Source organism: Limnothrix sp. CMB-01 (assembly GCF_055193175.1).
This window is the reverse complement of sequence record NZ_CM143720.1, coordinates 2632449-2645950: the sequence shown is the minus strand read 5'-3', so window position 1 is coordinate 2645950 and position 13502 is coordinate 2632449. Positions and strand designations below refer to the sequence as shown.

Below are 13502 nucleotides of genomic sequence, written 5' to 3'. Positions count from 1 at the left end.
CCTACACCAATTCCCTAAACCGCCAGGAATTGTTGGATGGTTTCGTTGCTGAGTTCGCTCGTGTCACCGGAGGCCACCATTGAACCTTTTTGCATGGCGTAGTAGTGATTAGCCTTGCGCACAAAGTGCAAGTGCTGTTCCACTAGCAACACCGCAATGCCGGTTGATCGAATGATATGTTGCACCGCTTCTTCAATCTGCAACACGATCGAAGGTTGAATTCCTTCCGTGGGTTCATCCAGCACCAAAAGTTTCGGTTTGCCCATCAAAGCCCGCCCGATCGCCAGTTGCTGTTGTTGACCGCCGGACAGGTCGCCCCCCATCCGATTCAGCATGGTTTTCAACACCGGAAATAGATCAAAAATTTCTTCAGGAACCGTTAAGTCTTTGGCGTTTGCTCCGGCGCGATCGGTTCCTCGGCAAGCTTCCAAACCCAACAGCAGGTTTTCCCGCACCGTCAGCCGGGGAATGATATCGCGACCTTGGGGCACATAGCCAATGCCCAACTTTGCTCGGCGATCGGGAGACAAATGGGCGATCGGAGAATCAGCCAGGGAGATCGCACCGCTCCGAGGCGGCAGCAGTCCCACAATGGTTTTCAAGAGTGTTGTTTTTCCCACCCCATTCCGACCAATTAAGCAAGTCATTTCCCCTTCGCGCACGGTCATATCCACGTCGCGCAGAATATGACTTTCACCGTAATAAACATTCAAGCCCGAAACCTTCAACATCCCCAGTCCTCCATCTCAATTACTTGGGTCTTTTCTAGGGGCAATTGCCAGATCCCTAGTCCTCGTCTTCTTTGCCCAAATAGACTTCAATCACCCGTTCATCGCTTTGCACTTCATCCATCGTGCCTTCAAACAGCAATGATCCCTCATGTAAAACCGTCACTGTACGGGCAATTTGCCGCACAAATTCCATATCATGCTCAATCACAATGATCGAATGAACTTCCGCCAAAGAAATCAATAATTCTCCCAGTTGGTAGGTTTCTTCGTCGGTTAAACCGGCCGCCGGTTCATCCACCAACAAAAGATCGGGCGATTGAGCAACCAACATGCCAATTTCTAGCCGTTGTTTTTCCCCATGGGAGAGCAGGGCCGCCGGTAATTGGGCTTTGCTGGTGAGTCCTAGGGTTTCCAAGAGCTGGGCAACGGACTGTCGTTCCGATCGCAGGGGTTTCCGAAACAAACTATGGAGCACGCCTTTTTGGGGATTGCCCGACAGTTCCAAATTTTGGGCCACGGTCAAGTTTTGATAAACCCGAGGCGTTTGGAATTTGCGACCAATACCCAAGCGCGCAATTTCGTATTCACTGCGCCCTTTGAGACTGCGGCCCTTAAACAACACATCCCCTTGGGTGGGCTTGACCTTGCCCGTGATTGTGTCCAAAAACGTGGTTTTTCCTGCACCGTTGGGCCCAATCACCACCCGCAATTCGCCGGGGGCCATGCTGAAGGTTAGGTTATTCAGGGCCTTGAATCCATCAAAGTTGACGGTCAGGTTTTGAATGGCGAGGATTGGCTGAGCCGCCGCCGTCGGCAGATCCAAAGAATGGGTCATGATTTATCCTGCAATTCTTCGCGCTCAAATTGAACTTCGGGATCGGTTTCCAAGCTGGGATAGGTAGCAACCGGCTGGGGCGATCGACCGATCAGTCGATTGATTAAATCCATGCCAGAGGTCTTGAGCCAACCAACAATACCGTCGGGCAACACCATCACCACCAAAAGGAACAAGCCCCCTTGGAAAAAGAGCCAAATTGCTGAGAATTGTTCACTCAAAAGGCTTTTGGCAAAGTTCACCAACACCGCTCCCACTATTGCGCCCAGGAGCGTGGCACGCCCGCCAACGGCCACCCAAATCACCATCTCGATCGAGAAGGGAATATCCATGGTTTTGGGCGACACAATTCCCGATTGCAGGGTAAATAATGCCCCTGCCAACCCCGCCAGGGCCGCAGAAACCGCAAACACCACCACCTTAAAACCCGTGGGGTTATAGCCAGAAAAACGCACCCGAGGTTCATCGTCCCGAATGGCGATCAGGAGTCGCCCAAAGCGGCCAGAAATGAGCCAACGACAAACCAAATAGGCAACCACCAATCCACCAACTGTGATGAAATAGATGATTTTTTGGGTTCCTGGGGATGAAATATCAAAGCCCAGAAATTGCCCAAAGTTGGTCAACCCATTGGTACCGTTAATTAATTTTTGCTGACCATTGAAAAAGTTGAAGAAAACAATGGTCGCCGCCTGGGTCAGAATGGAGAAATAAACGCCTCGAATTCGGTTCCGAAACACCAAATAGCCCAGAATACTAGCGGCAACCATGGGAACGGCAACCATGCCAACCAAGGTTACCGGAAAGTTATAGAACGGTTGCCAAAACCAAGGCAGTTCCGTCACCCCATACAGGGACATAAACTCTGGCAATTTCACCGTGGCATCGGGCGGAATTTGTACTAGCTTCAGGTGCATGGCCAAGGCATAGCCACCCAGGGTAAAAAACACCCCATGCCCCAAGCTCAACAGACCCGTATAGCCCCAGATCAGGTCAATACCCAAGGCCACGATCGCCAGGGACAGATAGCGACCCAGAAGGTTCAGGCGAAAATCCGACAGCAACAGTGGAATCAAAAGCGCCACAATGAGGAGAACAATGGCTGCCCAATCCTCCGAACTGAGGGGAATTGATCGCTGTTTTCGGGTTGAAGGTAAAGATCCCATACTCACATCCCGCAATGAGGATTGTCGTTAGCAATTGCTGCAATTCTCGAATTGGAATTTGAGAATCGAAACTGAAGAATCGAAACTAAAGAATCAAAGCTGGCAAAACGCACAATCTGGAGAAATGGATAAGCCGCAAAACATTTCCCAGATTGCTGTTTAGGACTCGACCGTCCGTCCCTTTTGGGGGAAAAGACCGCCTGGACGCACTTGCAAAAAGACGATGATGGCGGCAAAAACCATCACCTTAGCCATGCTGGCGGTGGCAAAGAAGTTGAAGAACTCCGCAAGGGGGGGAATCTTCTCAAACACAGCGGCCAGGGTTCCGGAACCAATCAGGAAACTCGCAGTACCAATGGCCAACGCGGCGACGATCGAGCCAACCAGTTTGCCAACACCACCCACCACCACCACCATGAAGGTATCAACGATGTAGTTTTGACCGGTGTTGGGCCCCACGGAACCCAACAGGGCGATCGCGCTGCCCGCAATTCCCGCCAGCCCGGAACCGAGGGCAAAGGTCAAGGAATCGACGGTGTTGGTGGCAATGCCCAAGCAGGCACTCATGCTGCGATTTTGGGTAACGGCACGAATGCGCAGGCCCCAGAGCGATCGATTCAGGAACCAATACAGGCCAAAGAGGCAAAGAATCGTTAGGGCAATGATGAACAATCGGGTGGAAGGTAATTGCGAATCCCCGATCGGAATCCCGCCCCGCAACCACCGGGGAGCCGTCACGTCCACGTTTTGGGCCCCGAACCAGGGCTTGGTGACCGTTAACTTAAATTGTTGAGCTAACAGGCTGCCCACGGCGAGCGAAATCCCCGCTGAAACCGGCAACAAAATGCTCAGGGCCTGGGTTTTGATGGCCACCCAATTGGCGCGTTTACCCAACAGCCCCCAAGCCCCAAAAAAGAGGGCACAAAACAGCACCAGCCCGATCGCCATCACCCAATTAATGCTGCGCACAAACTGCTGCAACATCAGGCTCACCCCCCAGGTGGCCAACAGGGTTTCCAGAGGGCGACCGTAGAGAAATCGCACCACCCCCCGCTCCAAAATTACCCCCGCGATCGCTGTCACAATAAAAGCAGCAATCAGCGCTGGGAAAATATAAATTTCAAACGCCCCCTCTCCGAAGGATTTGAACAGATTCTGAACCAAAAACGTTGTGTAGGCTCCGAGCATCATCAGCTCGCCGTGGGCCATATTAATCACACCCATTAGCCCAAACACAATTGCCAGGCCTAATGCTGCAATGAGCAACACAGAGCCAATGCTAATTCCGCTAAAAATGGCATCAAGCATCTCAAGAACTGGGTTGAGTGTGCGGGTGAAATAAACCTCATTACCATAGCCCTTCAACAACAAAGGGGCAGTGACGACTTGGCCGACTGCCCCTTGGCTGCTGTAGAACCGATGCCTATGCAGTGGCTATTGCCCGCCAAGCATCATCAGGGTTACAAAGATCAAATGGCTTAGATCTTGTACTTGCCGCCCTTCTTCGGATCCGACCAGTCGCAAGCGAAGCCCTTAGTTTCAGCCACAAATTGGTTCCAGGGCACCGGCTCGATCGCCTTATCCGTTGAAAACACGACCTTGAATTGACCGCTCTTTTCAATTTCGCCAATCCGCACCACCTTCGACAGGTGATGGTTAGCGTTCATGGTCACCATGCCTTCTGGGGCATCGAAGGTTTGACCATAGGCAGCCGCCCGCACTTTTTCCAGGTCATCGGCGGTCTTCGCCTTTTCGACGGCTTGCTTCCACAGATAAACGGCAATGTAGGCCGCTTCCATGGGGTCATTCGTAACGCGATCGGGGCCATATTTAGCCTTGAATGCGTCCACGAACTTCTTGTTCGCCGGAGAATCCACCGACATGAAATAGTTCCAGGCGGCGTAGTGGCCTTCTAGGTATTCCACCCCGATCGCTTTCACTTCTTCTTCCGCAATACTCACGGACATTGAAGGATATTTGTCAGGGCCCAAACCAGCCCCTTGCAACTGCTTGAAGAACGCAACATTGCTGTCACCATTCAAGGAGTTGAAGATTACGCCACCGTTGGGTAGAGCGCTGCGAATCTTGGTGATGATGGGCGTAACTTCCGTGCCGCCCAGGGGAATGTAATCCTCACCAACAACTTTGCCGCCCAGCTTTTCCACTTGGGCTTTGATGATCGTGTTGGCAGTTCTCGGGAAAACGTAGTCAGAACCGACCAGGAAGAATTCTTTACCTTTGTTTTTGAACAGCCACTCAACGGCCGGTTCAATCTGTTGGTTCGGCGCAGCGCCCGTGTAGAAGATGTTTTGGGAACATTCCTGCCCCTCATACTGCACGGGATACCAAAGCATGTGCTTCTTCTCCTCGAAGACCGGCAGCACTGCCTTGCGACTGGCAGAAGTCCAGCAGCCAAAAATGGTGACCACCTTGTCTTGGTCAATCAGCTTCTTCGCCTTTTCTGCGAAGGTGGGCCAATCAGAGGCTCCATCTTCCACAACCGGCTCGATTTGCTTGCCCAGGACACCGCCGGCCTTGTTGATCTCTTCGATCGCCAGCAGTTCAGCATCAATCACGCTCTTTTCACTGATCGCCATCGTGCCGCTCTGGGAATGCAGAACACCGACTTTGATCGTGTCACCACTAGCAGCAGGGGATCCGGCGGGGCTAGCCCCGGGGCTAGGGCTGCCCGGCGATGGAGCGCTTTCCGGGGCTTGGCCACAGGCCTTGAGTAAAACACTGGCACTCAGGGCAGCGGAGCCGTAAAACAGAAATTTACGGCGATTAAATTGACCGGACATTGTATTGTTTTACACTCCTCAGCTTTGCGTAAAAATCAGTTACAAACCCCGCTTATTGCCTGGATAAAGGACTCAAAAAAGCCCTGGCTTGTCCCGATTTTAGCGTCATCCTAGGGCGCTGAAATATAGGTCGTTGTATCTGAAGATACAGAATTTTTTTTTCCTGTTTTTCTGAAAGTCCTGAGGGGGGTGAGTTTCAACGGTGGCCATCATTACGGATTCTGATTGTTGCCATTCGATAATTTGGATATTGTGCTGTTTTAAAAAAAACGTTATAACCGATACTTAACTAAATCCTTACTGATTATTTACTATCAGGATCAGCTTGTTTGCCGTTGCTTGCAAGGGTGATGAGCTGAGCGAGGATTTCCTAAAGTTTTGGTGTGAGGATAGATCGTGTTGAAAAGTCGCTATGGAATCCTGATGGCCGCCTTGGCCATTTCGGGTGGGGCAATGTTGGGCACGGCCGATCGCGCAGCTGCTGAAAGTCCGGTTGGGGTAAACGCCTCCACGGAAGCGACGCTGCTCGGGTCGATCGACTCGGAAATGGCGCTGGATCAAGTCACTTCCGTTTCGCAACTGTCGGATGTACAGCCCACCGATTGGGCATTCCAGGCATTGCAGTCCCTGGTGGAGCGCTACGGCTGTATTGCGGGTTATCCCGATGGCACGTTCAAGGGCAACCGCCCCCTCAGCCGCTACGAGTTCGCCGCTGGTTTGAATGCTTGCCTCGATCGGATCAATGACCTGATCAAGGCCGCCACCGACCCGCTGGCCACCAAGGAAGATTTGCGGAAGCTGCAAAAGCTGCAAGAAGAATTTGCCGCTGAGTTGGCAGCCCTGCGCGGCCGGGTTGATTCCCTGGAAGCACGCACCTCGGAACTGGAAGCCAACCAGTTTTCAACCACCACCAAGCTGTCCGGTCAAGTGATCTTCGGAATGCAGGGTGGCACGCTCACGGGCGACGACAGCGACGATAGCGGCGCAGAAAACGTCACCTTCAGCCAACGGACGCGGTTGCTGTTGGTCACGAGCTTCACCGGCAAGGACAAGCTGTTCACCCGTTTGGAATCCAACAGCGTTCGCAGCCCGCTGAACGATGTGACGGGGCTAACTAACCTCAGCTATGGCAACGGTTCCGATACGAACTTCCGCCTGACCTTCTTGGCCTATGAGTTCCCCCTGAGCGATCGCGCCACGGCGATCGTGGGTCAAGATTTGCTGCTCGAAGATGCCCACCCGGTTCACACCCCCCTCTATGGCGGCGGGAATGGAGCCATTAGCGCTTTTGCCGACTTGAACCCGATCTATCGCCAGCCCACCTACGGTGGTGCCGGGATTCGTTGGCGGGCTAGCGATAACTTCACGGTGGCCGCGCTCTACTCGGCCGGCAACTCCGCCAGCCCCGATGAGGGTCGCGGTTTGTTTGACGGTAGCTACAGCGCCAGCGTCAGCTTGAACTACACCAGTTCAAACGATCGCTTCTCGGCCGGTCTGCTTTACGCCCACTCCTACTACTCTCGGGTCGATCGCCCCTTCAACGTCCTGGGCGGCTCGGGCACGAAGAACACCTTCAACTTGTTCAAGGGTGACTCCTTCGACAGCGACAACATTGGCTTCCAAACCCAATACCGCTTCTCGGAGCACTTCGGAATGCATGGCTTCTTTGGCTACACCTGGGCCGACAGCCTGAACAACGATGATGCGAATGCCGACATCCTGACCTGGGGTGTGGGCTTCACCTTCCCCGACCTGGGCAAGGAAGGCAGCATGGGCGCACTGACGGTGGGTCAACCGCCGACGGTGGTGAATGCCGACGGCGTTGATGAAGACGACAACACGCCGATTCTGGTGGAAGCCATGTACAAGTTCGCCCTCAACGACAACATCTACCTGACTCCGGGTGTGGTGGCTGTGTTTGATGCCAACGACAACGGTGATACGGCTGTGATGGGCGTACTGCGCACCGAGTTCAAGTTCTAGAACTGGCCTCGTTGCCGCCACTGCCAGGCCTGCCGATGGCGTGATCAGGTGTGGTTGCAATCCGGACAGGCCGGGAGGTTCAAGGCAATCGGTCTCTATGGATGGGTTGCCTTGATGCCAAATCTCAACTAAAAGCGTTTTCTCAATCCGATACCAAATTGAGCACCCCGCGATCACTAACGCCGGGGTGCTTTTTGCTGTGTCGGGATGTCTTTTGCTGCGAACAGTTAGGGCTGCGACGGAGCCTGTAGCTTGACCAACTCCTCTTGGATCCGTTGGCGCAGGGCAGGATCGATCGCGTGGGTTTGAGTCATTTGATTAAACTGGGCGATCGAGAGGCCCGTTCCCTCAATGATGCCCTTGGTTTGGTTGCAGAAAGAAACGGCAATTTCCCGCGCCTCCCGCGACAGCGACTTCACCGTATCGCCCTGAGAGCAAATCACCACCGGCAGGGGCCGATCGCCCATGACGGTTTTCAGTTGGCTCGCCGCGGCCTGGCGCACCGGCTCGATCGCCAACACCGCATCGGCATATTGGGCGATCGCCGCAGTTCCCGACGACTGGGTTTGGGCCTGCGCTTGCCAAGCCCCGAACATCCCCAAGCCCAATACCCCCAAAGACAGCCAGCCCCCAGAACGCAATCCCAGCTTTCGGGGCGATCGACCTTCTTTCGGGATCACCGTTGCTTGTTCATCAATGCGATTGCGCTGTTCTTGTGCCATAGCCCCATCCACTCTTTCCGAGCATCAACCGCCATTGTAGGGTCGAGTTGAATTTCCCCGTCAATCCGGAGCGCTGTCTAATCTAACTAATCCAAAGACTGCTGACCGGTTGGCGATTGGCGCTCATTTTCCATGGCCCGGTAACCATCGGGGAGCAGGGTTGTGTGGTCATAAAAGGCTTGGGAAAGATCTGGATCCTTCGCCCGAAACAGATTAGCCCGCTGGAGCTTGGCCCCTTCCAAATGCGCTGACTTCAGGTTGGCACTGGTCAAGTCGGCCCCTCGCAAATCCGCCTCCCGCAGATCGGCACTATATAGATCGGCCCCACAGAGATTGGCATGACGCAAATCAGCCGATCGCAGGTTGGCATAGCGAAAGTTGCTGCGCACACATTGGGACTCCTGCAAGTTCGCGCCCGCCAAGTTGGCCTGATAGAGCTGAGCATTTCCCAACTCCATCCGTTGTCCCTGAACTTTCGCCAGTTGCGCTTGGCTCAAGTTGGCATAGGGCAGGTAGGCCATGACCAAACAGCTCTGTTGCAGATCAATGTCTGGTAACGAGGCTTCAAACAGATCCACTCCCTGAAGATCACTTTTTTGAAAATTGCGTTGACCTTGCTGATATGCAGATTGGAGTTCTGCTGCGGTCAGTTTTTGCATACCATCGACGACGATACAACAGGCTCCCGAGCGACGGCGGGAGCGACGGTGACAGGTCAGTTTCTGCTCAATTTCTGCCCAAAGTGGTGGCGGGAGCTTATTCTACTGCCGGGGTAAACCCTTGGGGTGATTGCTGACTGGGCAAATTTTGGGCTGCATTCCTAAACCATCGACGAAAGCTTAATTAACTAATATTGGCTGGATATTGGCTGGATATTGGCTGACTGTAGGTCTCAGGAAGAAGTCAGAATTTTTCTAAAATTCAACCGTTTTCTATCAGAATTTTTCGGATATTTTTGCAGACCTAAGATTTTTTTTAGATTCATTTTCTGGGGTTACTGTCTTTCCAGTCCATGATCAGGTATCAATTTTGTCAGTTTGTGAATTTGCTTCTCCAGCAATCCCAGCAGCGATCGGGAGGTTGCATTAGAAAATAATCGAGAAAATTATAAACCAGGAAAACACATTTAAAATTGCCAAAAAATAATTAATCTTACAGACATCATGATCCCTCGATCGCCTTGAAGACTCCTAGGCTTCCTGGGAGATCCGCGCTCCAGTAGTGGTGCAAATTGCGAACTGGGGCCATCGGCCAAGGCCACATTCCCAAGGACAGGAACGTCTGTATGGGCTGGCGATGGAAGTGGGATCAGCAGCCAATTCAGCATTGAATAGAGGGCGAATTTATTAATCAAAAATAATTATCATTTGATTTAAAAAAATCATCATTAAGCCATTTTCAAAAATTCTCCCAGGCGGCCACACCCTTGACTCGGAATGGAGAGATGTACCTCACGGCGCTGATGGTTGATCTTGCTCCCGTGGTGGGACGATCGGGGGTGTAATTGGGCGATGATGTTTACCGCGAGTGGATTGATTTGTCTCCGTTGTTGTTGGATATTGATTGCGCGATCGTTCCTCGTTCAATTGGAAGCCATGCCCGAGGTAGAGTTGTCTATCGCTCAGTACTATCACGAGCGCACTAAGTATGATCCTGAAACGATCGAGCGTCAATCTCGACCGCTGAATTGGGACGATCGCCCGGAACTATACAAGGACTATCGATTTGGCACAGTGCTGGATCTCAAGCCCAGCGCGATCGATGTTTTAGACAGCCCGATCGCGACCTGGTGGCGGCGACTGTCCAAGTTGCTCTATTGCGCCTATGGGATCACAGCTCGGCTGCCGCAAATGGGCGTGGCGCTCCGTTCGGCTCCTTCGGCGGGGGGGCTATATCCAGCGGAGGTTTATCTGTTGTCGCCGGGCAATGGCCCCTTGGCGGCGGGGTTATATCACTACCAAGTGAAAACCCATGGTTTGGTTCAGGTGTGGGACAGCGCCCTTTGGCCCGACCTGCAAGCGGCCTGCTTTCAGCACCCTGCGTTAACCGACGCTTCCCTGGCGTTGGTCACCACAGCGGTTTTTCAGCGCTCGGCCTGGCGTTATGGCGATCGAGCCTATCGCCGCATTTGTCTGGATACGGGGCATTTGTTGGCCAATGCCACGCTGGCCAGCTCCCTAGTGGACTATCAGGCCACGCTGATCGGTGGTTTTGATGATGAGCAACTGGAACGGCTGCTGTTTCTGGAACCCGAGCAAGAGGGCGTGACGGCGGTGGTGGCCCTCACCGAAGGAACCGGGCCCGATCGCCCGCACCTGTCCGCCCCCAGCGCCCTGCCCTCCCGGGCCGATCGCGCCTATCCTGACTTGCCCGATGGTCAACTACTGCGCTACCTACACCAGGCCACGCGAATCACGTCCCAATCCGCCGCGATCGATCCGAGCTTGCTCACCCAGGACAACCGCTTGGTCGCCGCCGACAAGTACAATCTGCCCTTTGGTCTCAAAGCCCCGATCGCTGCGCCGCCAATCCATTGGGGTCAGCAGCTTCAGGAGTTGGAGCGCACCATCTTGCACCGTCGCTCAACCCGGGCCTACAGCGGTGACAGCCTCAGCCTCAGTGACCTATCCAGCATCCTGACCTTCGCCTACCATCCCCGCGATTACGCCGATCAGGGTCTCGATCCTGACCCGGACTATTTCGACCCCTATTTGATCAACAGCTTCGTGGCGGTGTCCGATGTGGAGGGTCTCGAAGCCGGTTGCTACTACTACGCTCCCCAGGCCAACGAGTTGCGGCAAATTCGCTTCAAAAATTTCCGAGAAGAGTTGCACTTCCTCTGCTTGGGTCAGGAACTGGGGCGAGATGCGGCGGCGGTGGTGTTCCAAACGGCAGACCTAGACGCGGCGATCGAGCGCTATGGCGATCGCGCCTATCGCTACTTACATCTAGACAGCGGCCACCTGGGCCAGCGGCTGAACTTGGCGGCCATCCGCCTGGGGTTAGGGGCCAGCGGCATCGCCGGATTCTTTGACAACCAAGTGAACGAGGTGTTGGGCATTCCCCCGGCCGAAGCGGTTTTGTATATCACCACCCTCGGTCGAATCCGTCGTCGCTAGCGGGCGATCGCCCCTAGGTCTCCACCAATCGCATCACCGGTTCCTGATATAGGGGAACCGTGAAGGTCACCGTGGAACCCAGCCCTTCACCCAGGCTGTAGAAGTTCATATCACCCCCCATCGCTTCCACCAGTCGCCGGGAAATCACCAGCCCTAACCCCGTGCCCCCATAGCGTCGGGTGCGGGCCCCATCCACCTGGCTGAAGGATTGGAACAGCCGGTCTTGTTTATCGAGCGAAACGCCAATGCCCGTGTCGGCCACCCGAATTCGCACAAATCCCGGTAGCTCGCGATTTTGCACCACCACCGGTTGCCAAATCAGGTCAGCGCTGACGGTGATGCCGCCTTCGTGGGTGAACTTAATGGCGTTGCCAATTAGATTCAGCAACACCTGAAGCAACCGTTGATCGTCCCCATACATCAACACATCGTCGTGGGTATCCGGGAGCTGCAAGTCATAGCGCAAGCCCTTTTGCTGAATTTGGGCCAAGGTGAAGTCCGAAGCATGGCGACAGAGTTCCCGCAGGTTCACCGGCACCAGGTGCAATTCCAGGCGATCGGCCTCAATGCGGGCAATGTCCAAAATGTCGTTCAGGATATTCAGCAGGTGAACGGCGCTGTTGTAGGCCTCCTGCAAAAAGTCCTGCTGCTCTTCGGGATCATCCACCATCCCATCCAAAATCAGCTTCAGAAAGCCAATCACCCCGTTCAGGGGCGTGCGAATTTCGTGGGATGTGTTGGCCAAGAATTCACTCTTAAGCCGCGAGACCTCCTCCGCCTGTTCGCGGGCTTCCTCTAATTCCTGCTGCTTTTGAATCAGGTGAATGTTTTTCTCTTGCAGCTCGTGGGTCAGGGCTTGGCTTTCCGCAAAGAGGGTGGCATGGGCAATCGCCGTGCCCACTTGGTCGGCCAACTCTCGCATCAGTTCCGCTTCGGCCGTCGTCCAGTGGCGGGTGCGATCGTACTGATAGAGCGCAATCAGTCCGTTCACCTTGCCCTGGTGACGAGCCGCCACAATAATTGCCGACTGATTCCCAAAGGGATCTTGGTTTAGCCGATCCATCACCACGGGTTCCAGGCTAATCAGCGCCTCTCCCATCGGTGTGTCATGGGCCACGGAGAGATCAGCGCCCAGCATGGGATGGGGACTGGGGCTGCGGGTATGTTCCGCCACGACTCGCACCACCCCCTCCTGGGGGCCCGGGTAGGCACAAACAACGGCCCGACAAACACTGAGGGCTTGGACGAGGCCACAAACCGTTTGTTGCCAAATGGTGTCGAGATCGAGCGTTTTGCGAATGTTGCGCGCAATCTTGGTCAAGAGAATTTGATAGAGAGCCGAACTGAGGGGCAGGGTGCGCCGAATGCTGGTGGCAATTTTGCTCAGGAGCTTTTGATGAGCATCCAGGGCAGAAGGGAGATTCGCCGGAGTCATTGGCTCGTGCGATCGCGTTGAAATCGATCGCCCCATGACCAACACCCGATCGGCTCGCCCATCGTCCCCCAGCATCGGACTGAGCACTAAATCAAAAGTACGCGACTGATTCGCCCAGGCCAGGCGACAAGTTAAACGTTCTGGAGCACCCTGCAAGATGACCCGGTTCAAAATCTCAAAATACTCAGGCAGGCTGATTGGCCCAAAGAGGGGTTCTTCGGGCGGAGCCGCGCAAATCAGTTGGGAATCGAGTCCCACGGCGGCGGCTTCTCGCCAGTGGAAAGCTCGATAGTGACCCTCGTTGTCTTGGATGTAGGCCAACTCGGCCCCCAAGTGCTGAAGCGCGAGGGGTTCATCAATGGTCATGCCCGATCGCCCTGGCTTCGCGGTTGCTTCCGGCAGGCTGGATTCAGGCGCACCAGATTCGGGCGCAACCCCTCCCGACGGCACAGAATCAGATGGCACAGAGCCAGACACGACGGATCCCGATCTGACGGATCCCGAGGCGATCGATCCCGGTGCGGTCGATTCTGGTGCGATCGATCCCGGCGCGATCGATTCTGAGGGAACGCTAACCGGAGATGAACCCACACCAAGAGACCCAAGCGGCGCTGGATATGTCGTCAGATCCCGATGATCACCAGGGCGATGCGGGAGGACAGTCGGATCCATGGCGGAGTTGTCCGGGGAGGTCAACGTAGATGGCGAAA

General features: G+C 54.5%; 10 protein-coding genes. 2 read left to right on the top strand and 8 right to left on the bottom strand.

What is annotated here, in order from left to right; all coding sequences use genetic code 11:
- Positions 1 to 14: 14 nt before the first annotated feature.
- The 5 genes from urtE to urtA all read right to left on the bottom strand — a co-directional run bounded on the left by urtE (position 15) and on the right by urtA (position 5533).
- On the bottom strand, positions 15 to 731 hold the full coding sequence (gene urtE, locus ACZA91_RS11005) for an urea ABC transporter ATP-binding subunit UrtE (protein WP_463182344.1): 717 nt from the start codon (positions 729 to 731) through the stop codon (positions 15 to 17).
- Between the two features lie 55 nt (positions 732 to 786).
- A complete protein-coding gene (gene urtD / locus ACZA91_RS11000) occupies positions 787 to 1566 on the bottom strand; it encodes an urea ABC transporter ATP-binding protein UrtD (protein WP_099532335.1) in 780 nt (259 codons plus the stop codon).
- Positions 1563 to 2732 (bottom strand): urea ABC transporter permease subunit UrtC, encoded by a 1170-nt coding sequence (urtC, locus tag ACZA91_RS10995; protein WP_099532336.1) that lies wholly within the window; start codon positions 2730 to 2732, stop codon positions 1563 to 1565. The genes urtD and urtC overlap by 4 nt, the downstream gene beginning before the upstream one ends.
- Before the next feature lie 159 nt (positions 2733 to 2891).
- A complete protein-coding gene (locus tag ACZA91_RS10990) occupies positions 2892 to 4040 on the bottom strand; it encodes an ABC transporter permease subunit (RefSeq protein ID WP_463182343.1) in 1149 nt (382 codons plus the stop codon).
- A gap of 170 nt (positions 4041 to 4210) precedes the next feature.
- Positions 4211 to 5533, bottom strand: a complete 1323-nt coding sequence (urtA, locus tag ACZA91_RS10985; protein WP_099532338.1) for an urea ABC transporter substrate-binding protein — start codon at positions 5531 to 5533, stop codon at positions 4211 to 4213.
- Between the two features lie 396 nt (positions 5534 to 5929).
- On the opposite strand from urtA, the gene ACZA91_RS10980 reads away from it, so the two are divergent.
- Positions 5930 to 7516, top strand: a complete 1587-nt coding sequence (locus ACZA91_RS10980; RefSeq protein ID WP_463182342.1) for an iron uptake porin — start codon at positions 5930 to 5932, stop codon at positions 7514 to 7516.
- Between the two features lie 227 nt (positions 7517 to 7743).
- Here ACZA91_RS10980 and ACZA91_RS10975 read toward each other — a convergent pair whose 3' ends face one another.
- Together ACZA91_RS10975 and ACZA91_RS10970 are read right to left on the bottom strand one after the other, a co-directional pair.
- Positions 7744 to 8238, bottom strand: a complete 495-nt coding sequence (locus tag ACZA91_RS10975) for a DUF4168 domain-containing protein (protein ID WP_190354634.1) — start codon at positions 8236 to 8238, stop codon at positions 7744 to 7746.
- Positions 8239 to 8324: 86 nt separating this feature from the next.
- Positions 8325 to 8897, bottom strand: coding sequence for a pentapeptide repeat-containing protein (locus tag ACZA91_RS10970; protein ID WP_099532341.1), 573 nt, complete (start codon positions 8895 to 8897; stop codon positions 8325 to 8327).
- A 936-nt stretch (positions 8898 to 9833) separates the two neighbouring features.
- Between ACZA91_RS10970 and ACZA91_RS10965 the strand changes: the two genes are divergently transcribed.
- Positions 9834 to 11357, top strand: coding sequence for a SagB/ThcOx family dehydrogenase (locus ACZA91_RS10965; protein ID WP_099532357.1), 1524 nt, complete (start codon positions 9834 to 9836; stop codon positions 11355 to 11357).
- A 13-nt stretch (positions 11358 to 11370) separates the two neighbouring features.
- On the opposite strand, the gene ACZA91_RS10960 is transcribed toward ACZA91_RS10965, so the two are convergent.
- Entirely contained in the window at positions 11371 to 13269 is a 1899-nt protein-coding gene (locus ACZA91_RS10960; RefSeq protein ID WP_234406616.1) for a GAF domain-containing sensor histidine kinase, read from the bottom strand.
- Positions 13270 to 13502 lie beyond the last annotated feature (233 nt).

Coding starts and splice junctions, on each gene's coding strand:
- ACZA91_RS10970 (WP_099532341.1), bottom strand. CDS start 8,897: ATGCAAAAACTGACCGCAGCAGAACTCCAATCTGCATATCAGCAAGGT.
- urtA (WP_099532338.1), bottom strand. CDS start 5,533: ATGTCCGGTCAATTTAATCGCCGTAAATTTCTGTTTTACGGCTCCGCT.
- ACZA91_RS10975 (WP_190354634.1), bottom strand. CDS start 8,238: ATGGCACAAGAACAGCGCAATCGCATTGATGAACAAGCAACGGTGATC.
- ACZA91_RS10990 (WP_463182343.1), bottom strand. CDS start 4,040: ATGCTTGATGCCATTTTTAGCGGAATTAGCATTGGCTCTGTGTTGCTC.
- urtC (WP_099532336.1), bottom strand. CDS start 2,732: ATGGGATCTTTACCTTCAACCCGAAAACAGCGATCAATTCCCCTCAGT.
- ACZA91_RS10965 (WP_099532357.1), top strand. CDS start 9,834: ATGCCCGAGGTAGAGTTGTCTATCGCTCAGTACTATCACGAGCGCACT.
- urtE (WP_463182344.1), bottom strand. CDS start 731: ATGTTGAAGGTTTCGGGCTTGAATGTTTATTACGGTGAAAGTCATATT.
- urtD (WP_099532335.1), bottom strand. CDS start 1,566: ATGACCCATTCTTTGGATCTGCCGACGGCGGCGGCTCAGCCAATCCTC.